Source organism: Actinophytocola sp. (assembly GCF_036002505.1).
Classification (GTDB): Bacteria; Actinomycetota; Actinomycetes; order Mycobacteriales; family Pseudonocardiaceae; genus DASYTH01.
The window spans coordinates 17,363-37,170 of sequence record NZ_DASYTH010000230.1 but is presented as its reverse complement, the minus strand read 5'-3'; the positions used below and the strand labels follow the sequence as shown (position 1 = coordinate 37,170).

The 19,808-nt window shown below is 71.1% G+C and carries 23 protein-coding genes; 7 read left to right on the top strand and 16 right to left on the bottom strand.

Features of this window, described 5'->3' with window-relative positions:
* Positions 1–36: 36 nt before the first annotated feature.
* A complete protein-coding gene (locus VGR06_RS20710) occupies positions 37–399 on the bottom strand; it encodes a type IV pilin protein (RefSeq protein ID WP_327560766.1) in 363 nt (120 codons plus the stop codon).
* Positions 392–1,492 carry a hypothetical protein gene (locus tag VGR06_RS20705; RefSeq protein ID WP_327560765.1) on the bottom strand — a complete coding sequence of 367 codons (1,101 nt, stop codon included), beginning with the start codon at positions 1,490–1,492 and terminating at the stop codon, positions 392–394. Before VGR06_RS20705 ends, VGR06_RS20710 begins: the two co-directional genes overlap by 8 nt.
* Before the next feature lie 233 nt (positions 1,493–1,725).
* Here VGR06_RS20705 and VGR06_RS20700 point away from each other — a divergent pair, with 233 nt between their 5' ends.
* The 3 genes from VGR06_RS20700 to VGR06_RS20690 all read left to right on the top strand — a co-directional run bounded on the left by VGR06_RS20700 (position 1,726) and on the right by VGR06_RS20690 (position 4,691).
* Positions 1,726–2,376: a response regulator transcription factor gene (locus tag VGR06_RS20700; RefSeq protein WP_327560764.1), complete on the top strand. Its 651-nt coding sequence runs from the start codon at positions 1,726–1,728 to the stop codon at positions 2,374–2,376.
* A gap of 249 nt (positions 2,377–2,625) precedes the next feature.
* The gene (locus tag VGR06_RS20695) at positions 2,626–4,068 is read left to right on the top strand and encodes a DHA2 family efflux MFS transporter permease subunit (protein WP_327560763.1); all 1,443 of its coding nucleotides are present in this window, start codon (positions 2,626–2,628) and stop codon (positions 4,066–4,068) included.
* A gap of 182 nt (positions 4,069–4,250) precedes the next feature.
* Positions 4,251–4,691 (top strand): methyltransferase domain-containing protein, encoded by a 441-nt coding sequence (locus VGR06_RS20690; RefSeq protein WP_327560762.1) that lies wholly within the window; start codon positions 4,251–4,253, stop codon positions 4,689–4,691.
* Here VGR06_RS20690 and VGR06_RS20685 read toward each other — a convergent pair.
* From VGR06_RS20685 to VGR06_RS20640, 10 genes are all read right to left on the bottom strand, one after another.
* The gene (locus VGR06_RS20685) at positions 4,688–5,122 is read right to left on the bottom strand and encodes a nitroreductase family deazaflavin-dependent oxidoreductase (protein ID WP_327560761.1); all 435 of its coding nucleotides are present in this window, start codon (positions 5,120–5,122) and stop codon (positions 4,688–4,690) included. The genes VGR06_RS20690 and VGR06_RS20685 overlap by 4 nt on opposite strands.
* Positions 5,123–5,151: 29 nt before the next feature.
* Positions 5,152–6,621, bottom strand: a complete 1,470-nt coding sequence (locus VGR06_RS20680; RefSeq protein ID WP_327560760.1) for a glycoside hydrolase family 3 protein — start codon at positions 6,619–6,621, stop codon at positions 5,152–5,154.
* Positions 6,622–6,679: 58 nt separating this feature from the next.
* Complete coding sequence (locus VGR06_RS20675) at positions 6,680–8,293, bottom strand: glycoside hydrolase family 13 protein (protein WP_327560759.1); 1,614 nt, start codon at positions 8,291–8,293, stop codon at positions 6,680–6,682.
* Between the two features lie 68 nt (positions 8,294–8,361).
* Positions 8,362–8,925 carry a TIGR03086 family metal-binding protein gene (locus tag VGR06_RS20670; RefSeq protein ID WP_327560758.1) on the bottom strand — a complete coding sequence of 188 codons (564 nt, stop codon included), beginning with the start codon at positions 8,923–8,925 and terminating at the stop codon, positions 8,362–8,364.
* An 85-nt stretch (positions 8,926–9,010) separates the two neighbouring features.
* On the bottom strand, positions 9,011–10,207 hold the full coding sequence (locus VGR06_RS20665; protein WP_327560757.1) for a winged helix DNA-binding domain-containing protein: 1,197 nt from the start codon (positions 10,205–10,207) through the stop codon (positions 9,011–9,013).
* Between the two features lie 9 nt (positions 10,208–10,216).
* Complete coding sequence (locus VGR06_RS20660; RefSeq protein WP_327560756.1) at positions 10,217–10,834, bottom strand: nitrile hydratase subunit alpha; 618 nt, start codon at positions 10,832–10,834, stop codon at positions 10,217–10,219.
* Positions 10,831–11,100, bottom strand: coding sequence for an SH3-like domain-containing protein (locus VGR06_RS20655; RefSeq protein ID WP_327560755.1), 270 nt, complete (start codon positions 11,098–11,100; stop codon positions 10,831–10,833). Before VGR06_RS20655 ends, VGR06_RS20660 begins: the two co-directional genes overlap by 4 nt.
* Complete coding sequence (locus tag VGR06_RS20650; protein WP_327560754.1) at positions 11,097–11,405, bottom strand: nitrile hydratase accessory protein; 309 nt, start codon at positions 11,403–11,405, stop codon at positions 11,097–11,099. The genes VGR06_RS20655 and VGR06_RS20650 overlap by 4 nt, the downstream gene beginning before the upstream one ends.
* Before the next feature lie 74 nt (positions 11,406–11,479).
* A complete protein-coding gene (locus VGR06_RS20645) occupies positions 11,480–12,160 on the bottom strand; it encodes a DedA family protein (RefSeq protein ID WP_327560753.1) in 681 nt (226 codons plus the stop codon).
* A 174-nt stretch (positions 12,161–12,334) separates the two neighbouring features.
* Complete coding sequence (locus VGR06_RS20640; RefSeq protein WP_327560752.1) at positions 12,335–13,846, bottom strand: MFS transporter; 1,512 nt, start codon at positions 13,844–13,846, stop codon at positions 12,335–12,337.
* Positions 13,847–13,990: 144 nt separating this feature from the next.
* Between VGR06_RS20640 and VGR06_RS20635 the strand changes: the two genes are divergently transcribed.
* The gene (locus tag VGR06_RS20635; protein WP_327560751.1) at positions 13,991–14,233 is read left to right on the top strand and encodes a DUF2630 family protein; all 243 of its coding nucleotides are present in this window, start codon (positions 13,991–13,993) and stop codon (positions 14,231–14,233) included.
* A 166-nt stretch (positions 14,234–14,399) separates the two neighbouring features.
* Positions 14,400–14,798 (top strand): hypothetical protein, encoded by a 399-nt coding sequence (locus VGR06_RS20630; RefSeq protein ID WP_327560750.1) that lies wholly within the window; start codon positions 14,400–14,402, stop codon positions 14,796–14,798.
* 58 nt (positions 14,799–14,856) lie between these two features.
* On the opposite strand, the gene VGR06_RS20625 is transcribed toward VGR06_RS20630, so the two are convergent.
* The 3 genes from VGR06_RS20625 to VGR06_RS20615 form a co-directional block, all read right to left on the bottom strand.
* Positions 14,857–16,224 carry a S8 family peptidase gene (locus tag VGR06_RS20625; RefSeq protein ID WP_327560749.1) on the bottom strand — a complete coding sequence of 456 codons (1,368 nt, stop codon included), beginning with the start codon at positions 16,222–16,224 and terminating at the stop codon, positions 14,857–14,859.
* A gap of 257 nt (positions 16,225–16,481) precedes the next feature.
* Positions 16,482–16,685: a DUF397 domain-containing protein gene (locus VGR06_RS20620; RefSeq protein WP_327560748.1), complete on the bottom strand. Its 204-nt coding sequence runs from the start codon at positions 16,683–16,685 to the stop codon at positions 16,482–16,484.
* Positions 16,686–16,700: 15 nt separating this feature from the next.
* On the bottom strand, positions 16,701–17,561 hold the full coding sequence (locus VGR06_RS20615; RefSeq protein WP_327560747.1) for a helix-turn-helix transcriptional regulator: 861 nt from the start codon (positions 17,559–17,561) through the stop codon (positions 16,701–16,703).
* 335 nt (positions 17,562–17,896) lie between these two features.
* On the opposite strand from VGR06_RS20615, the gene VGR06_RS20610 reads away from it, so the two are divergent.
* Complete coding sequence (locus VGR06_RS20610; protein WP_327560746.1) at positions 17,897–18,316, top strand: hypothetical protein; 420 nt, start codon at positions 17,897–17,899, stop codon at positions 18,314–18,316.
* On the opposite strand, the gene VGR06_RS20605 is transcribed toward VGR06_RS20610, so the two are convergent.
* Positions 18,307–18,762 carry a DUF6292 family protein gene (locus tag VGR06_RS20605; protein ID WP_327560745.1) on the bottom strand — a complete coding sequence of 152 codons (456 nt, stop codon included), beginning with the start codon at positions 18,760–18,762 and terminating at the stop codon, positions 18,307–18,309. The genes VGR06_RS20610 and VGR06_RS20605 overlap by 10 nt on opposite strands.
* 188 nt (positions 18,763–18,950) lie before the next feature.
* Here VGR06_RS20605 and VGR06_RS20600 point away from each other — a divergent pair, with 188 nt between their 5' ends.
* On the top strand, positions 18,951–19,808 hold the full coding sequence (locus VGR06_RS20600) for a chemotaxis protein CheB (protein WP_327560744.1): 858 nt from the start codon (positions 18,951–18,953) through the stop codon (positions 19,806–19,808).

The window sequence follows — 19,808 nt, the reverse complement described above, 5'->3', positions numbered from 1 at the left end:
TCGGGGGCCGGCCCTCCACCACGTTCTTGAGTGGGATCAGCCCGTATAACCCGGGCACTTGCCCAATCCCTTGACGCTCACCGCGCCACCCGACACGGAGTAGTCAACGTCCGTCGGCGCGGAGTGCAGCAGTCCGGCGCCGACGAGGGTCGTGGCGGTGTGCCCGACGTCGTCGATCGCGCTGGCGTAGGAGCCCTTCTGGGCGTAGTAGGCCTCGGCCGCCACGGTCACGGTTTTGACGTTCGACTGGCAGGCGTTGACCTCCCCCTTGTTCTGGATCCCGTTGACCGCGAACACCACGATCCCGGCGAGCACGCCCAGGATCACGATCACGATCAGCAGCTCGATGAGCGTGAAGCCGCTCTCGTTCCTCCTGGCCTCGCGCATCCGCTCAAGCATGTTTCTTCCTTTTCTCAGTGGTTGTTGTGTTGGGCTGGGCGATGGAATCAGCGAACCCACGGACGGCCGCGCTGAACGGGTGGTGCGGCCGGGTGGAAACCAGGACCTCACCTCGGTTGACCGAATCCGGAACGTCCGGTGTGGACGGAAGCGCCACGGCCACCCGACTCTTGAGAACCTCTTCTATGTCCGAAGTAGACAGTTGAGCGCCGGGATGGACCCGGTTCACCACGACCGAGCGCGAGGTCCGGCCGTAGGGGAGCACGTCGAGCACGTCGAGGGTGAACCGCAGCCGGCGCAGCGCCGGCAGCTCGGCCGTGGTCACCAGCACGTGATGCTGCGACCGGTCGGAGGCCACCAGCGCGTGCGCCGGGTAGCGCTCCACCGTGTCGACGACCACGAAGTCGTAGGCGCCGCGCAGGATCGCCAGCAGGTCCGCGACCATCGCCGTGGGCACCCGGGTCGCCTCGCCCGGTTTGCTCGCGGCGACCACGCAATCGACATCGGACCAGGCGGGCATCGCCAGCGTGCCGAGCATGGCCGGGGTGACCGCCCGGTACCGGCCGGCGGCCTGGGCCAGGCTCCGCTCCGGCGTCAGCGACAGCGTGCTCGCCAGGTCGCCGAACCCGAGGTCGAGGTCGAGCAGGCACACCCGGCCCGGCAGCGCCGCGGCCAGACCGATGGCCACGGTCGTCTTGCCGTACCCGTCCCGGGCCGCCAGCACCGTGATCACCTGGCCGGCCCCGCGCCGGGGCTTCCGGGCCCGCCGGAACGCCGCGGCGAGCGCGACCCGGTCTGCCGCGGCCACGACGCTGGCCACCCCGGACTCCCCGGCCCGCGCCCGCAGCGCCGGCGTCACCGACTCACGCACCAGCACCAGCCGGGCGTCCACGCCGGACAGCCGCACATCCGAGGCGAACCGCAGGGCGTGCTCGAGATCCACGCCCGGCCCGAGCACCACCAGCGTCTCGCGGGGGCTTGCGGCCAGCACCCGGCCCGCGTCGGCCAGCGTCTCCACCGGCCGCACGTCCCCGTCGGCCACCGCGGTCAGCACGGTCGCCCAGGTGGGGTCGGGTTCGCAGAGGATCGTCACGCCGGAAAGGCTGCGCCCGGCAGGCCCCGCCGCGGGATCGGGCGACCGGTCCGGGTTGGGCGCCGATCGCCCGACACCCGGGTGGGGGAGGCCGAAAGCCCCTAGCCCGGGGAATCAGAGGACCCCAATTGAGGGAACCGCCGTGTGAATCGGTAACTGGTGACGTCCCGTAGTCGACATCCCGGACAAGTCACCACTTGGGGTAGTTGCCCAGCCTGCCGAAGGGGCCTGTCATGACCATCCGAATCGCCGTGATCGACGGCCACCCACTGCTTCGCCTGGGTCTGTCCGAGCTGGTAGCACCCCATCAGGACATTGAGGTCGTGGCCGAGGCCAGCTCCGTGGCGCAGGCCCGGCAGGTCGTCGGCGTTCACCTACCGAACGTAGTCACCATCGACGCAGCCCTCCCGGACGGTGACGGACTGCAACTAGCCCGCGAGCTCCGCGACCGCTACGCCGACCTCGGCATCGTGGTGCTGGCCACCCGCGGCGAGGACGACGTGCTGTTCCGCGCGCTGGACACCGGGGTCTCCGCGTTTGTGCCCAAGACCGCCCCGATCGCCGAGGTGCTCTGCGCCATCCGGCACGCCGCCGTCGCCGCCACCTCGTTCACCGCCAGCGGCCTCGGCGGCGCGCTCTCCCGGCGCCGGGAGAGCGACACCCGCTTCGCCCTCAGCCCCCGCGAACGCGAGGTGCTCGAGCTCCTGCGCGACAGCATGTCCATCCCGGCCATCGCGCGCACCCTGTTCGTCAGCCAGTCCACCGCGAAGACCTACGTGGCCCGACTCTACGAGAAGCTCGGCGCCACCAACCGCGCCCAGGCCCTGATGACCGCCCTGCGGCACAGCCTCATCTCCTACGACGAGGTGCCCGCCGCGGGTTGAGTGAATGCCCTGAAGGCGGCCTTCAGGGCATTGAGCGTCCTGAAGGTCACCTTCAGGGCACTGACCCCCGTGATCACCGCTTCGCGTCATACCGGACGGACATCACCGCCATGCCCACTCGGCCTTTCCCTTCACCCCGGCACCGGTGCGACGGTTTCTGCGTCGGCCACCGATGAGTTTCCGCCCCGGGGGTCGTCTCCATGTCAAAGAGACGAGACACGAGGGAGAGGACAACCCGAGATGACCGCCATGGCAAGGACCGACCGGTCACGCTGGCTCGCGCTGTACGTGCTCTGCGTGGGCATGCTGATGATCGTTCTTGACGTGACGATCGTGAACGTCGCGCTGCCCTCGATCCAGGGGGATCTCGGCTTCTCGCCGAGCGGGCTGGCCTGGGTGGTGAACGCGTACCTGATCGCGTTCGGCGGTCTGCTGCTGCTCGCCGGCCGGCTCGGCGACCTCATCGGCCAACGCCGGGTGTTCCTGGGCGGGCTGGCCATCTTCACCGTGGCATCACTGTTGTGCGCGGTGTCGGTCAGCCAGTTCATGCTGATCGCCGCGCGGTTCGTGCAGGGCGTCGGCGGCGCGCTGACCTCCGCGGTGATCCTCGGCATGATCGTGACGATGTTCCCGGAGCCCCGTGAGCAGGCGAAAGCCATTGGCGTGTACGGCTTCGTGGCCTCCGCGGGCGGCTCGATCGGCCTGCTCACCGGCGGCGCGCTGACCGCGGCGATCAACTGGCACTGGATCTTCCTGATCAACCTGCCGGTGGGCGTGCTGACCGCGGTGTTCGCCGTGCGGCTGATCGAGGACGTGCGCGGGATCGGGGTACGTGGCGGCGCGGACACGCCCGGCGCGGCGATGCTCACCGCGGGCCTGATGCTCGGTGTGGCCACCATTCTGCAGATCGAGCAGTGGAGCACGGCCGTCGTGGTCACCACGGGCGCGGTGTCCGTGGCGCTGATCGTGGCGTTCCTGGTGCGCCAGACCCGGATCGCCAACCCGCTGATGCCGCTGCGGCTGTTCCGCTCCGGCCAGGTCAGCGGCGCCAACGTGATCCAGGCGCTGCTGGTGGCCGGCATGTTCGGCATGTTCTTCCTCGGCGCGCTGTACCTGCAGCAGATCCTCGGCTACGACGCGCTCGAGGTGGGCGTGGCGTTCCTGCCGACGACGATCGTCATGGGCGCCATGTCGCTGAAGTTCTCCGGCCCGATCGCGCTGCGCTTCGGCCTGCGGAACACGCTGGTGACCAGCCTGGCGCTGATCGGCCTCGGCATGCTGCTGTTCGCCCGCACCCCGGTCCAGGGCGGCTTCCTGCTCGACGTCCTGCCGCCGACGATCCTCGTCGGCCTGGGCACCGGGCTGGGCTTCCCCGCACTGATGACGCTGGCCATGTCCGGCGCGACCCCCAGCGACGCGGGCCTGGCCTCCGGCCTGGTCAACACCAGCGCCCAGGTCGGCGGCGCCATCGGGCTGGCCGCCCTGGCCACCGTCGCCGCCGCGCACACCCAGGGCCGGCTGTCCGCCGGCGAGTCCGCTCCCGCCGCGCTGAACGCCGGTTACCACGTCGCTTACCTGATCGGCGCCGCCCTGGTGGCGGTGGCCATCGCGATCACGTTCGCGGTCCTGCGCAAGCCCGGCACCGCGGAGGAGGCAGCCGACGAGGAACCCGACCTGGCGGCGGCTGCCTGAGAAGAACCGGGGGTAGGTCGCGGGCCCGCGCCCACGTGCGGGCCCGCGATCTCTTTTCGCTTGTGACCGTGGGGACCATGGAGGCATGGGCGGGGGACCGGACGAGATCGTCGACCACTACCCCAACCAGTACCGCGAGGACCTGCGGTTCACCACGCAGGCCAACAACCGGTTTGGAGTGGTTGCACACCAACGAGTTGCTCGCCGAGCTGCTGCCGCCGCGAGCCCGCGCGCTGCCCGAACCGGATGGAACCTACGACGCGACGCTGCTGCTCGGCCCGCTGTACCACCTGCTCGACCGGGACGACCGGGTCCGGGCGCTGTCCGAGGCGGCCCGGGTCATCCGCCCCGGTGGGCTCGTGCTCGCCGCCGCGATCTCCCGCTTCGCCGGCCCGCTCCAGTTCGCCGCCTGGGGCAAGCTCACCGGCCCCTGGGTCGAGCGCTCCCGCCTGCTGATCGCCGCCAGCGCCCTTTTCCGCGCGGTCGCCCGGATGGATCGCACTAGTCTCGTCCCGGCCAACGTGACCTCAGGGGACCGTGACGGTACCCAGCCACGGTCCACCCGACAATCGCACCGTTTGCTGGAACGCAACGACCATAAAAATTCCGGAGAGGCGGACTAGTCGACGGGTTCCAGTACGAACACCGGGATCTGCCGGTCGGTCTTCGTCTGGTAGTTGGCGTAGTCCGGCCAGGCATCGACCGAGCGCTTCCACCAGAGAGACTTCTCCTCGCCGGTCACCTCACGGGCGACGTACTCCTTCTTGACCGGCCCGTCCTGCAGTTCCGCCCGAGGGTTCGCCTTCAGGTTGAAGTACCAGACCGGGTGCTTCGGTGCCCCACCCAGCGAGGCGACCACGGCATAGTGCCCGTCGTGCTCAACCCGCATCAGCGGCGTCTTCCGGATCTTCCCGGTCCTCGCGCCGACCGAGGTCAGGATGATCACGGGCTTACCCCACGACATCCTCTCGGTCCCGCCCGAGCTCTCGTACTTCTCCACCATCTCCCGCACCCAGTCCGTCGGGCTGGGCGCGTACTCACCAGTGAACGCCATGCCGTTGGCAACGCTGCGCGAACAATCAACTATTCCGCGCCACCGAGCAGTACCTCGGCGGCCGCCTCCCCGCACACCCGGGCGGCGCCGTGGGTGGCCAGGTACGCGGCCCCGAGCGGCTCCGGCCCCGGCAGCCCGAGCTCGACCACCACGGCGTCGGGCCGCGCGCCGATCAACTCCTTGACCGCGCCGGACATCCACGCGTGCCGGTGCGCGTCCCGCACCACGACGACCAGTGGCCGGCCGTTCGCCGCGGCCAGTGCGGTGCCGGCCAGCCGGTCCGCGTCCCCGGGATGGAGCCGCACCGACGTGACGTCCGGCCGCAGCCGGGCCAGCGGTTCGGCCACCCCCCACGGCGTCCCCTCGTCGATGGCCTCGTGCAGGTACGGTGCCAGCTCCACGACGTGCGGCGCCCGCGGCAACGGCAACACCCCGTCCGGATCGACGATTCGCACCGCCCGCCGCGCCGCGATCATCCCGACCGGCCCGCCCGCGCGCCGTTCCCGCTGGTGATCGCCGGCCGACCACGCGGCCAGCTCGCCCACCCGCCGCGCCGCGTCGGCCAGCCGCTCCTCGGCCAGCTCCCCGCTCCGCACGGCCTCGACCAGCGCGTTCCGCAGCAGCTCCACGGTGTCCTCGCCGGTCGGCCCGCCGCCGACACAGAGAGCGTCCGCCCCGGCCGCGATCGCCCGCACCGCCGCGCCCGCCAACCCGTACCGGTCGGCCACCGCCCGCATCTCCAGCCCGTCGGTGATGATCAACCCGTCGAACCCCAGCTCACCGCGCAGGAGATCGACGAGGATCCGCCGGCTCATCGTCGCCGGCGCGTCCGGATCCAGCGAACCCACCAGCAGATGCCCGGTCATGATCGTCCGCACGCCGGCCTCGATCGCCGCCCGGAACGGGGGCAGCGCCGCCGCCACGATGTGCTCCACCGGCCCGTCCAGCGTCGGCAGGGCCAGGTGCGAATCCACGGTGGTGTCCCCGTGCCCGGGAAAGTGCTTGGCGCACGCGGCGACCCCGGTCGACTGCAGGCCGCGCACCCAGGCCGCGGTGTGCCGGGCCACCAGGGCCGGGTCGGCGCCGAACGAGCGCACCCCGATCACCGGGTTGTCCGGGTTGGAGTTGACGTCCGCGTCCGGCGCGTAGTCCAGCGTCACCCCGACTCCGGCGAGGTCCCACCCGATCTCGGCGGCCACCGCCTCGGTCAGCGCCAGGTCGTCGACCGCCCCCAGCGCCAGGTTGCCCGGCCGCGAGCTGCCCCGCGTCGCCTCCATCCGGGTGACGTCGCCGCCCTCCTCGTCGATCGCCACGACCACGTCCGGGTTCTCCGCCCGCAGCTCGCCGACCAGGGCCTGGACCTGGCCGGCGCTCTCGATGTTCCGCGAGAACAACGCGACCCCGCCCAGCCCGTTCGCCAGCCGCCGGCGCACCCACTCCGGCGCCGCCGTTCCGGCAAAACCCGGCTGCAGCACCGCATCCGCCCACCCGAACAGCACGCACCTCCATTGGTCTAAACCACAGCGCCTCGACCCTCACACACCGTTCCGGCGACTGTCAAACCTCGAACCACACCGCCACGTCCCGCGGAACCCGCCCGTCCGCCACGGGTTCACTGGCCAGCAACACCGTGGCTCCCGGAGGGATGGCGAACTCGGCACCGGAAACGTTGACCACACAACGGAACCCCGGATCACGCTCGAACAGCAGGACGTCCGCGGGCGACTCCAGCCAGCGCAGCCCGCCGTCGCCCAGCGCCGGGTGCGACCGGCGGAGCCGCAGTGCCGCGCGGTAGAGCTCGAGCATCGAGCGCTCGTCGCCGGCCTGCACCTCGACGGTGACGGCCTTCCACTCCGGCGGCTGCGGCAGCCAGGACGGGCCGTAGCCCGGTCCGAAGCCGAACGGCGGCACGTCCCCGGACCAGGGCAGCGGGACCCGGCACCCGTCCCGCCCCCGCACGTCCCGCCCGGACCGCTCGAACGTCGGGTCCTGCAGCACCGCCTCGGGGAGGTCCTCCACCTCCCAGAGCCCGAGCTCCTCGCCCTGGTACAGGTACGCCCCGCCGGGCAGGGCCAGCATCAGCAACGCGGCCGCCCGGGCCCGCCGGGTGCCCAGCGCGAGATCGACCGGCTCGAGCCGCTCCGTCCGCGGTTCGAGGCCGACGGTGTGCGGCCGGCCGTACCGCGTGACGTGCCGCGTCACGTCGTGGTTGGACAGCACCCAGGTGCCCGGCGCGCCCACCGCGGCCAGCGCCGCCAGGCTGTCGTCGATGACCTCCCGGAACCGCGCGGCATCCCAGGCGCAGCGCAGGAAGTCGAAGTTGAACGCCGTGTGCAGCTCACCCGGCCGGACGTAGCGGGCCATCCGCTCCGAGTTCGCCACCCACGCCTCGGCCACGAAGATCTGCGCACCCGGGTACGTGTCGCTGACCTCCCGCCACGAGCGGTAGATGTCATGCACCTCCTCCCGGTCCCAGTGCGGATGATCGATCCGGTCCGGCGGCGCCAGCACGTCCTCGTAGTCGTCGCCGAGATCCGGCAGCCCCGGCTGCTTGACCAGCCCGTGCGCCACGTCGATCCGGAACCCGTCGACGCCGCGGTCCAGCCAGAACCGCAGGATGTCCAGGAACTCGTCCTGCACGGCCGCGTTGTCCCAGTTCAGATCCGGCTGCTCGGGCGCGAACAGGTGCAGGTACCACCAGCCGTCCCCGGCCGGGGTCCACGCCGTCCCGCCGAACACGCTCCGCCAGTCGTTCGGCGGCACCCCCGGCTCCGGCCCCTCCCGGAACACGTACCGGTCCCGCTCCGCCGACCCCGGCCCCGCCGCCAGCGCCGCCCGAAACCACGGATGCTGGTCCGACGTATGGTTCGGCACCAGGTCGATGATCACCTTCAGCCCGTGCCCGTGCGCCTCCCCGATCAGCCCGCTCGCCTGCCCCAGCGTGCCGAACATCGGCTGGATTGCCCGGTAATCCGACACGTCATACCCGCCATCGGCCATCGGCGACGGGTACCACGGCGTGATCCAGATAGCATCCACCCCGAGCTCGCGCAGATACCCCAGCCGGGACCGGATCCCTTCCACATCCCCATTTCCGTCGCCATCCGCGTCGGCGAAACTGCGGATGTAGATCTCGTAGATGACCGCGTCCCGCCACCAGTCGTTTGCCACGCACCCCATCCTCACATCCCGGCTCGACGATCCGCTCGGCGAGTCTGGGGGCACTCACTTCCGCACTGCTAGCGCGTGCGGCCGCAGAGGGCGAGCAGGCGGGTGGGGGAGTCGGCGCCGGCGGACACCGGGAGCGGGGGAGCGAAGATGCCGAACCCTTGCCAGGTCGGGACGATGTCCTCGAACACGTCCAGCAGCGTGTCCGCCAGCCCGGCGTCCAGCGGGGACTCGGCGCCGACGCCGACCGCCAGATCCCAGCCGTGCACGCCCAGATCGAGGGTCATCTCCCAGCCGTACGTGGCCGCCGGCGCGCGCCGCGAGCTGAGCGAGACCTCGCGGTCGACCGCACCCGGCGCCAGCCACGCCGAACGCGCCGCGGCCGAGGCCGCCCGCCACCGGCCGACCGGATCGCCGTCCAGCACATCGCCGTCGAACCGGTCGCCGACCTCCTCGACGGTGGCCCCGCCCAGCAGCTCCGGCACCCAGAGTTGTTCGTACACAAGGTGATTGAGCAGGTCACGGACGGTCCACTCGGAACACGGAGTCGGCGCCGACCAGTCCGTGTCCGCGATCCTGCCGACCACCCGGTCGAAGCCGGCCATCGCCCTACCATGCGCCTCGAGCAGTTCCATACCCGACATATTGACCGTAGGGACCGACAATAATCCTGCACCGCCCACCGACCACACCCGGGCACAGGCAGCCTGCTACCCCCTCTCAGGCCAGGAGCTCGCGCTCCACCGGCGAGGGCCGGCGGGCGCGGGCGGTGAGCCGGACGTCGCCGAGCCGCTCGGCGAGGGCGGCGGCGGACCGTTTGATCGCGGTGACCGCGTCCGAGCCGACGTCCTCGAGGAGGCGGAACGCGACCTCGCCGTCCTTGCGCTGGGCCCAGCCACCGACGACGCGGCCGTCCAGCCAGACGGTGGGGGAGACGTTGCCGGTGGTGTCGAACAACCGGCCGGCGTGCTCGCCGAGGTAGAACTCGCGGCGCTGCCAGCCCATCGGGGTCGGGTCCAGCGCGGGCAGCAGGGCCACCCAGGGCTCGGCCGGCCGACCCGACACCGGCTCGAGGTCGTCCGGCAGGACGATGCCGGGGGCGCCGTCGAGATCCACCTCGACCGGGTCGAGCCGGCCGAGGGCACGCTTGGTCTGCGTCGCGGTCCACCCGGTCCACCACCGCAGATCGTCCACTGTGGCCGGTCCGAAGGCGCCGAGCCAGTGCCGGGCCAGCTCGGCCTCGGCGTCCACTGTGGACATTTCCGGGATGCCGCCGGGCCGCCAGCGGTCGGTTACCGACCAGCGGAACTGGGTCGAGGTCCAGCCACCCAGCGGGCGGCCGCGGACGATCAGCCCCTGTGCCGCCAGCACCAGCAGCACCCGGGAGACCACCCGCTGCCGGCCCTCGTAGTTCTTTCCCCGGGCCAGCACCAGCTCGGCCCGCAACCGCGGGTCGGCCGCGCCGATCTCGTTCGCGGTCGCCTCACCCAACTCGGCGAGCGCGTCCAGGGCGACCCGCTCGACCTCGGCCAGCCAGCTCTCCACATCCGCGGTGACGCCGTTCTCGGCCAGCATGCCGTGCAGCAACCGCCGCTGCTGGGCCGCGACCGTCCGCGCGCTGGCCGCCAGCACCGCCGGCGCAAGCTCGGTCGGAATGACGAACACGGTGCGGCGCATGCACAGCAGCCGCAGCAGCGTCCGGTCCTCGTAGAGCGCGCGCTCCACCGCCGCCACGTCGCTGCCGTCCATCCGGGCCAGGCTGGACAGGTAGACCGTCGACGGATCGCTGCCGTGCAGGGCGACCAGGCTCGACGCCACCTCGAGCGGGTCCACCGCCTGCGCGCCGGCCGCGAGCCGGTGCCGGCGACCGAGCCGGGCCCGCCGCTCCGCCACCCCGATCCGCACCACCCCGGCCACAGCGGCCGACTATAGCGGCGCGGCCACCACCCCGGCGCCGATCAGCGCGTCCCTGCCGACCAGCGCGGCCAGCTCGTCCTCACCGAGCCCGCCGGTGCCGGCCGGGCGGCGCGGGACGACCAGGTAGCGGCAGTCAGCGGTGGAGTCCCAGACCCGGATCCGCACGTCCGGGCCGAGGTCCACGCCGAACTCGGCCAGCACCGCGCGCGGCTCGCGGACCGCCCGGGAGCGGTAGGCGAACGACTTGTACCAGCGCGGCGACGGCCCGAGCAGCGGCACCGGATAGCACGAGCAGAGCGTGCACACCACCAGGTTGTGCACCTCTTCGGTGTTCGCCACGGCGACGAGCTCGAGGAACGGCAGCTCGGCGTTGGTCGAGCCGCGCAGGTCGTAGCCCTCGGCCCGGACCACCGCGGTGGCGTCGTCCAGCAGCCGCGCCCGGAAGTCCGCATCCACCCAGGCCCGCGCCACGTACCGGGCACCGTTCCGCGCGCCCATCCGCCGGCAGAACACGTCCTCCACGTCGTCGACCTGCCCCGGCTCCAGCGCACCCCGCTCCTCCAGCAGCCGCTCGAACGCCGCCACCCGGCGCGCCATCGGCGCCGTCGGCTGGTGATCATGCGTCACGCCGACACCTCGTTCAGGTAGCTCTCGAACAGATCCAGGTAGACGTCGTGATCACCGGAACCCCACAGATCCCGCGCGGCGAACCGCACGCTGTACAGCGCCTGCGGCTCCGCACGCCCATACCGGGCACCCTCGTCGGGAAACGGAAAGTCCCCGCGCAACGCGTGCACGATGCCCGGCCGCCCGCGCACATAACCCGGCAACCGGGTGTGTCCCGGCGCCCCGTGCAGCCGGGCCCGAACGGCCTGACCGGGCGAGAAGTTCACGGAACCGCGTCCGTCGCGGCCTGCAGCTGGTCACGCTCGGCCGGGGTCAGCACGCCCTTCTCCACGCAGAGCCGCTCCGCCGCGTCCGCCCACCGCTCGTAGTACCCGCTGCTGAAGTACGCCCCGGCCGGCATCCGCTCGATCGCGTGCCGGAACTCGTCCCAGGTGAACACCCCGTTCTGGATCAGCGACCGGACCACGGCGAACGCCCGGGCCTCCCAGGCGGCATGGAACAGGTGCTCGTCGTCCAGCCCCGGCACCGGCCCGAAACCGTGCATCCCGCCGATGTCATGCGGATAACTCACGGCATCACCTCGCAAGCTCGGATGATGGCAATCCCCGGCTGAGGTTCGCTCGTCCCCCGTCGACGGGGCAGTATTCATGGTTCGCTCCGCAAGCTCCGCTCACGTCGTACCTCCGCACCATCCGGTTCGCGGATGCCGGACAGCACGCGGCGGCGGCGCCCGGCGAGCCGCCGGACGACCTCCACCAGCGTGGCGCCGGCCAGGCCGATGGCGAACGCCAGCAGCATGCCGTACACGGGGTGATCCTGGAAGGTGGTGCCGCCCAGGTAGCCGATCAGCGACGAGTAGGTGGCCCAGATGCTGGCTCCGAGCGCGTCGGTGAGCAGGAACCGCCGCGCCGGGTAGCCCACCACGCCCGCGCCGAGCATGGTGACCGCGCGGACCCCCGGCAGGTACCGGCCGGCCAGCAGCAGCACCGTGGCGTGCCGGCGCAGCTGCGTGTGCGCCCACTGGAACTGCGCCCGCCCGCGCTCGCCCCGGATCAGCCGGGGGAGCACGACCGGCCCGGAGCCGCGGCCGACGAGGTAGCCGAGGCAGTCCCCGCACCACGCCCCGAGCGCGGCGATCACGATCAGCATGACCAGCTGGCTGGTGTCCGGCACCACCAGGACCCCGACGATGATCACGGTGGTCTCGCTCGGCATGAACGGCAGCAGGGCGTCCATGCCGGCCATGAGGAAGACCACGGCCCACAGCCACGGCGAGTCGAGCAGGCCGTGCAGGATGTCGGTGATCCCGTTCAGAACGTCAAGCATGATCGGCTCTGAGCCTTGGCCGCGCGTCGCCGGCTCGCCACCTGAGCCACCCGATCGGGTCCCACATGTTCGGTCCACCTACCTCCACCCTGTACACCGATAGTGACAGGTGGACGATCAGCGGAACCACGACTTTTGCTGGATCTCCGGGATAACTCGGGGTTAGACCCCGGGTCAGGTGGAGTACGGCGTGCCCGCGCCCTCCGCCCGGGTGGGGCCGCGCCGGCCGGTGGCGGACAGCGGGACGGCGATCTCCTCGAGTGAGCGGCCCTCGGCGTCGACCGCCAGGCCCGCGGCGACCAGGCCGCCCGCGATCATGACGGCGGCGCCGAGCAGGTAGCCGACGAACAGCCGGGCGGGGTGCGTGCCGTCGCCGATCAGGGCGCCATAGATGACCGGGCCGAGGGCGCCGAAGCACTGGGCGATGGCGAAGAACACCGCGATCGCCTTCGCCCGCACCTCGAGCGGGAAGATCTCGCTCACCGTGAGGTACGCCGCGCTCGCGCCGGCCGAGGCGAAGAAGAAGATCACGCACCAGGCGATGGTCTGGGTGATGGCGTTGAGCCACCCCGCGTAGAACATCCCGGCGGTGACCCCGAGCAGCACCCCGGACAGGATGTACGTGCTGGAGATCATGGTCCGCCGGCCGATGGTGTCGAAGAAGTGGCCGATCAGCAGCGGCCCGGCCAGGTTGCCCACCGCGAACGCGATCAGGTAGAGCGGCGTGGACGCCGACGAGACCCCGTAGAACTTGCCGAGCACCAGCGTGTAGGTGAAGAAGATGGCGTTGTACAGGAACGACTGGCTGATCATGAGCGAGGCGCCCAGGATGGCCCGCTGCGGGTAGTCCCGGAACAGCACCCGGGTCAGCGCCAGGTATCCGATCTTGTCGGTGGGCCGGATCTCCAGTGCCTTGCTCTCGTCGACCGGCGGCAGCTTCTCTCCGGACGCTTCGACCTCGTGCTCGATCTGCGTGATGGACGCCTCGGCTTCGTCCGCCTTTCCGTGCATGACCTGCCAGCGCGGGCTTTCCGGAAGGTTGCGCCGGACGATCAGGATCACCAGGCCCAGCACCGGGCCGATCAGGAAGCCCAGCCGCCACCCCAGCGACAGGTCCATCTTGTTGAGCAGGATGTACGTGCCGATCGTGCCGAGGATCGCGCCGGCCCAGTAGGTGCCGTTCACCGCGATGTCCACCCGGCCCCGGTAGCGGGCCGGGATCAGCTCGTCGATCGCGGAGTTGATCGCGGCGTACTCACCGCCGATGCCCATGCCGGCGATGAACCGGGTGAGGTAGAGGAAGAACACCCAGCCGGCTCCGTTGCCGAGGGTGAGTGCGGTGAGGCCGCTGCCGACCAGGTAGACCCCCAATGTGATCATGAACAGGTTCCGCCGGCCCAGCCGGTCCGACAGGTTGCCGAAAACCAGCGCGCCGACCACCTCCCCCGCCAGGTAGACGGTGGCGATCAGGCCGACCGCGGTCGACGACATGTTCAGCGTCTCGGGCTTGGTCAGCGAGTCGGCGACCGCGCTCGCCACGGTGATCTCCAGCCCGTCCAGGATCCACGCCACCCCCAGCGCGACCACCATCCGGGTGTGGAACTTCGACCAGGGCAACCGGTCGATCCGCGCCGGGATCAGCGTCCGCACCGCACCTGCCGCACTCGCTTCGGGCACCGCCACCATCGCCGACCTCCAGGGTGAGAGCTGCCCGCCGGGGGTACCACCGGTGAACAACAGGCAAACCCTGGACCTGCACCGTTACTCCTCACCACCCATCCGGGTACTAGCATCCAGGCGCAGCGACACGCTCCAGCCGAAGGAGAGATCATGAACGACGGCCAGATCATCGGCCGGATCGACGAGCTGATCGCCGAGGAGCACGCGCTGCGCTCCCGGGCCGTCGGGCACGGCCTCGCCGCCGGCGAGCAGGCCCGGCTGGACTCCCTCGAGCAGCAACTCGACCAGTGCTGGGACCTCCTCCGCCAGCGCCGCGCCCGCACCGAGTTCGGCCAGGATCCCGACGAAGCCCGGGCCCGCCCCCTCGGCGAGGTCGAGGGTTACCGCCAATAAGGGGATCTTGGAAAAGCTCCACCATTAACGATTCGTTCCCGGCCGGTAAATTGCACAACTTTCCCCGTGTAATCCGGCTTGTGACCTCGTAGGATGGGCGGCGCCACCCGGTCCCCGACGGGCGAGAGGTGGGCCGGCGGGCCTACTGGTGCGGGAGGAGTGGGTCGTGGTCGCTAAGCACGATGTCGTCGTAGGGTTGGGCCCCGAACTGCGGGTCGCACCGCCACGCCGGCGGCGGGAGCCGGTGATCGACAAACGTCCGGTGCCGGCGCCGGGCCGCTACCTGCGCACGGCGGTGGACACGGTTCTGGCCGAGCTGGCCGCCGGTGCCGCCCCCGATATGCAAACGCTGCACCGGTTCGACGACACCCTCCGCGGCGCGCTGGCCTGGACGGCCGCGGTCGGCGACACCTGCCGAGTGGCCGCCGCGGTGCACGCCGTGCGCGACGCCCGGGAACGCCTCGACGCCAAGGAACCCGACCAGGCGAAGCTCGCCCTCCTCACCGCGCAGAGCGGCCTCACCCTCCCCATGCCGGCACCGCGCACACCGGAGCACATGCCCTGAAGGGGGCCTTCAGGACGCTGAACGTCCTGAAGGCCGCCTTCAGGGCATTGGACGCTATCTACAGGGCCGCGATGGTCGCGGCGGCGTCGATGATGCCGGCGCCGCAGCCACCCGTGCAGGTGCCGGGGAGCGGCCGGGCGTGGGCCTTCAGCGCGGCCTCGACGCTGGCCGGGTTGAGGGAGACCTCACCGAGCATGAGCGCGACCAGGCCGGCCACGTGCGGTGCGGCCATGCTGGTGCCCATGTAGGTGTTGTAGGTCTCGGTCGTCGTCTGCGTGGTGAGGCCGGCGTTGAGCGTGGACAGCACGCCGTCCTGCGGCTTGGTGCGGCTGCCCGGCGGGTCGGTCTCGTTGCGCACCTCGCCACCCGGCGCGGTGACGTCGATCAGGGTGCCGAAGTTGGAGTAGAACGCGCGGTTGCCCTGACGGTCGTTGGAGGCCACGGATACCACGTTGTTGCAGTTGGCCGGGGAGAAGCCGGAGACGTTGGCGTTGGAGTTGCCGGCCGCGATCACGACCGTGGTGCCACGGGACACCGCACCGTCGATGGCCCGTTGGAAGGTCCGCCCGCACGCGCCGGAGCCGCCCAGGCTGAGGTTGATCACCTTGGCCGGGTTGGGGTTGGTCGGGACGCGGGAGACCCGGCCGCCGGAGGCCCAGGTGATCGCGTCGGCGATGTCGGAGGTGAAGCCGCCGCACTTGCCCAGCACCCGCACCGGAAGGATCTTGGCCGCCCGGGCGATGCCGGCGATGCCGTTGGTGTTGTTGCTGACCGCGGCGATCGTGCCGGCCACGTGTGAGCCGTGCCAGCTGGAGTCGCTGGGCGTGGTGCTGCCGCACTCGCCGGCCAGGAACCAGTCGCCCTCGTCGTTGGGGTTGGGGTCGCGCCCGTTGCCGTCCCGCGCCGTGGCGGCGTCGCTGATGAAGTCGTAGCCGGGCAGCACGTTACCGTTCAGGTCGGAGTGCAGGGTGATCCCGGTGTCGATCACCGCGACGGTCACCCCGGCGCCGTCCGCGGTGTCCCACGCGGTCGGGGCGTTCATGCCGCCGGTCGGCTCGAACAGGTCCCACTGCTCGAGGTAGCGCGTGTCGTTCGGGGTGAACTGCTTGGTCATGACCAGGTCCGGCTCGACGCTGTACACCCCGGCCTGCTTGCCGAGCTCCGTCATGAGCGCCGCGGCGCCGGACCGGTTGAGCTTGTGTGCCGACTTGACCACGACGCTGCCGGTCCCGGTCGCCCGCATCAGGTCGACGCCCTTCAGCTCGCGGGTGTCCGCTCCGTCGGCGAAGGTGACGATGAACTGGTCGTACGCCGCACCGGCGGCGGCCGAGTCGCCGGCCGAGGCCGTACCGGTCAGGCCCGGCACGACGAGCCCGGCGACGGTCAACCCAAGCGTGGCGAGCGCTGCCGTATAGCGCTTCCTCATGGGGTGGTCCTCTCGTGGATCCTTTAACCCAAAGGGCGACAGACCCCCCGAACGAGTGAGCCTGACGCCCCCGTACCGGGTGACGGTATGTGCGGGTTGTAACCACGAGAAGCATTAACAGTTGCCACTTGGCCGCGGTGACGGCCGGCTGGCGAAATCGGCCGGCAAATGGTCGAGTCATCGGACCCGACACTGTGGACAAAACGCCGGTAGGCGCGGCCCCTTTCGGGGCACGCGCCTACCGGCGTTCGGTCTACTCAGGCCAGGTCGAACCGGCCGGCCCGGACCGCGTCACGCAGTGCCTCCCATGGGGAGGATGCCATCAGGAGCACGGTGCCGGCCGGGTTCTTGGAATCCCGCAACGCGGCCGCACCGCCGAGGAAGGCGAGCTCCACACAGTCGTTGCCGGCTCCGTTGCTGAAGCTGCTCTTGCGCCATCCGGGCTTGTCCGAAGCGGACATGGTGTCCTCCAGTCGTCAGGCCTTCATGGTGCTGGCGACCGTGGTGATCAACTCGGCCGACTCCTGTTCGTCGAGCGCAAGTTCCCACGTCTCAGCGAAACAGACCTTATACGTCTCGACGTCTTCCGGCGCCTCGAGATAAACGCCCTTGCTGAGCACCTCTACGTAGCCGACGTCGGGTGCATCGTCCTCGAAGGACACGATGTTGAACCCGGTCCCCATCCCGGGGTAGGCGCCGCGGGCGGCGGGCAGCACGCGGATCGCGATGTGCGGCAGCGTGCCCAGCTCGCGCAGCCGGGCGAGCTGGGCGCACATCACCGCCGGCCCGCCGACCACCAGCCGCAGCGCTCCCTCGGTGAGGATGGACGCGACCCGCAACGGGTTCTCGCCGAAGATCCGGTCCTGCCGCTTGACCCGGGCCTGCACCCGGCGGCGGGTGGTCGCCTCGGTGGGCTGCGGGCGGAAGGCCCGGACCAGGGCGGCGGTGTACTCCTCGGTCTGAAACAGACCGTGCACCAGATCGATCTTGAACGTCTTCAGCTCGGTGGCCTCCGACTCGAGCTCGACGTAGTCCATCACGTCGTCGACGAGCGCGCCCTTGGCGACCTCCTCCCACCAGCCCTTCTCCTGGGCGGTCAGCGCGGCGTGGAAGAGCTTGGTGCGTTCCTCCTCGGGCACGTCGTAGATCAGCGCCAGGGTCATCACGTCGGCGGGGCTGATCGGCTGCCCGGCCGTCTCCAGCCGGGACTGCTTGGCCGCCGACCAGCCGGCCCGGGTCGCCGCGGTGCCGCTGCGGATACCGTGCTCCTCACGCCACCCGCGGAGAACCCGGGCAATGCGGCGCAACCGAACACTCGGCGAGTACGTCTCGGCCACCGTCGGCCTCCATCGGTCGGAGATGGTTTCGACCTGCCGAATGCTACGCACCGTATGACGCTCCGAAATAGGCACGGCTCACCCGTCTGAGTGGTTGTGGAAATTCCACAGTCGACAGGCTTGCGTGACATCAGGGCAACGCGCATGCTGTGGCTGACGTGGAGTGCTCTCGCGGATTAACCCCGTAAACGAAGATCGACCAGCCCGGACTCCCCGTGCCCCGGATCCGGGCACCCGGTGGGCGGCGTGTCGTCGAGCGATCCACCCCCGGCGCTCCGTGCGCCGCCCACCAACAAAACAAGCGGCATCCCCGAAGAATCTGGAAACGATCGACGATGAGCGCGGCCACCGTCCCATTGCGACAGTCCGACCACTCCGAGTTGGACGCCCTACTCGATGAGCTCGGCCGCCGCCGCTACCTCATGCACGCCTTCCGCTTCGACCGCGACGGGCCGGAGATCGTCGCCGGCATCCATCGCTGGGACTGCGGCTGCGCGGACGTCGTGATCCTGTTCCACGAGGACCGCGCGACCGCCTACCGGGTGCCGACCGAGCCCGGCACCGACCCGTTCAGCCCCGCCCGGGTTTTCTGGTGGTATGCCGCCACACCCGTGTGGACGCTGCGCGCGCTGCTCGCCCTCGACCCGCCCGGTCATCCGGACGCGCCGGCCGTGCTCACCGACGCCCCACCGGGCTGCGGGGTGCCTGTCACGAACCGGATTCCGGTGCGCATCCGGCGCCGCACCTATCCCTGACGACGCTCCGCACCGGTCAGCGGCTGGTTCGGGATGGCGCTGGCATAACCGGACAGCCGGGCCTCGAGCCCGTCGTCGGCGAAGGCGACCCGGAGCTCCGGCGGCTCGGGCTGGCCGGGGTAGCGGTCGGCGCGTAGCTCCGCGACGAACGCGGAAACCTGCCGGGGCGGGGGAAGCACGTCGATCCCCAGGTAGCTGAGCACGATCAGGTCCTCGCCGGTGGTGTTCTCCAGCGCCGCGGCCCAGCCGTTCTCCTCGTCCCAGATCAGCGCGAGATCATGGTTGGGGTATCCGGGAAGGCGGCCCTCGAGGGCGACGTAGGCGGTGGCCACCTCGTCGAGGTCCCAGCAGCTCGCCTCCGGTCCGACGGCCATCGCCTGGCAGATCTGGCGCAGGTACCCGCGCAAGCCTCGGACCGCGGTCCCGTACGGGTTCGCGTCAACCATCGTCACCGAACCTCTCGCTCTCCTGGTGGCGGTGCTCGGCGCGTACCCCGGTGGGGCCCCGGTTAATCCTTTCGGGCTGACACGATTGGATTGCGGGCGGATGGGTATGTCACGCGAGTGACGTGTACTCACAGGGGAGCGACCGGTGTGATGCACGATGCAGTCACCAACGGCGCGAAGACCAACTCATGACTGTGCGATCTCGGGATCTCATCGTGGTGGGCGCGTCCGCGGGCGGGGTGCAGGCACTGCGCGACTTCGTGTCGGGCCTGCCGGCGGACCTGCCCGCCGCGGTGCTGATCGTGCTGCACCTACCGGCCCATGGCACCAGCGCGCTGCCGCACATCCTGAAGCGGTCGGGCCCACTACCGGCGACCACCGCGCTGAACGGGGATCCGCTCGAGCACGGGCGGATCCTGGTCGCGCCGTCCGACCGGCACATCCTGATCCGCGGCGGCCGGATCACGCTGTCCGACGGCCCGACCGAGAACGGCCACCGGCCGGCGGTCAACGCGCTGTTCCGCTCCGCGGCGCTGTCCGCCGGCCCGGCGGTCACCGGCGTGCTGCTGTCCGGGGTGCTCGACGACGGGGTCGCCGGGCTCGCCGCCATCGCCGCCCGGGGCGGGACGGTGGTGGTGCAGGACCCCGCCGAGGCGATCTACCCGACCGTGCCGGAGCTGGCCCTGCGCCACGTGCGGGCCGACTACGTGCTGCCGGCCGCGGACATGGGCGGCGTGCTCCGCAACATCGCGCTGGAGCAGGTCGACGTGGACCTGGCGCCGCCGCCCGACGTCCTGCTCCCCACCCCGCAGGAGGTGGTGGCCAGCCGGAGCGACGGCAGCGGGCCGCTGTGGGACGCGGTGCGCCTGTTGGACGAGCGGGTCCTGGTCGCGCGGCGCATGGCGGAGCTGGCCATGGTGCAGGGCACCGACGAGCTCGTCGAGCGGTACCGGCAGGAGGCCGACGAGGCCGGCCGGGCCGCGGACGCGTTGCGGGAGTATCTGACCTGGGCGCTCGCGGCGGAGCCGACCACCACGAGGCCATGA

Excerpts from the sequence above, each read along its gene's own strand:
- VGR06_RS20710 (WP_327560766.1), bottom strand. The coding sequence starts at position 399 with ATGCTTGAGCGGATGCGCGAGGCCAGGAGGAACGAGAGCGGCTTCACG.
- VGR06_RS20700 (WP_327560764.1), top strand. The coding sequence starts at position 1,726 with ATGACCATCCGAATCGCCGTGATCGACGGCCACCCACTGCTTCGCCTG.
- VGR06_RS20695 (WP_327560763.1), top strand. The coding sequence starts at position 2,626 with ATGGCAAGGACCGACCGGTCACGCTGGCTCGCGCTGTACGTGCTCTGC.
- VGR06_RS20685 (WP_327560761.1), bottom strand. The coding sequence starts at position 5,122 with ATGGCGTTCACTGGTGAGTACGCGCCCAGCCCGACGGACTGGGTGCGG.
- VGR06_RS20670 (WP_327560758.1), bottom strand. The coding sequence starts at position 8,925 with ATGGAACTGCTCGAGGCGCATGGTAGGGCGATGGCCGGCTTCGACCGG.
- VGR06_RS20645 (WP_327560753.1), bottom strand. The coding sequence starts at position 12,160 with ATGCTTGACGTTCTGAACGGGATCACCGACATCCTGCACGGCCTGCTC.
- VGR06_RS20640 (WP_327560752.1), bottom strand. The coding sequence starts at position 13,846 with ATGGTGGCGGTGCCCGAAGCGAGTGCGGCAGGTGCGGTGCGGACGCTG.
- VGR06_RS20635 (WP_327560751.1), top strand. The coding sequence starts at position 13,991 with ATGAACGACGGCCAGATCATCGGCCGGATCGACGAGCTGATCGCCGAG.
- VGR06_RS20625 (WP_327560749.1), bottom strand. The coding sequence starts at position 16,224 with ATGAGGAAGCGCTATACGGCAGCGCTCGCCACGCTTGGGTTGACCGTC.
- VGR06_RS20620 (WP_327560748.1), bottom strand. The coding sequence starts at position 16,685 with ATGTCCGCTTCGGACAAGCCCGGATGGCGCAAGAGCAGCTTCAGCAAC.
- VGR06_RS20610 (WP_327560746.1), top strand. The coding sequence starts at position 17,897 with ATGAGCGCGGCCACCGTCCCATTGCGACAGTCCGACCACTCCGAGTTG.
- VGR06_RS20605 (WP_327560745.1), bottom strand. The coding sequence starts at position 18,762 with ATGGTTGACGCGAACCCGTACGGGACCGCGGTCCGAGGCTTGCGCGGG.
- VGR06_RS20600 (WP_327560744.1), top strand. The coding sequence starts at position 18,951 with ATGACTGTGCGATCTCGGGATCTCATCGTGGTGGGCGCGTCCGCGGGC.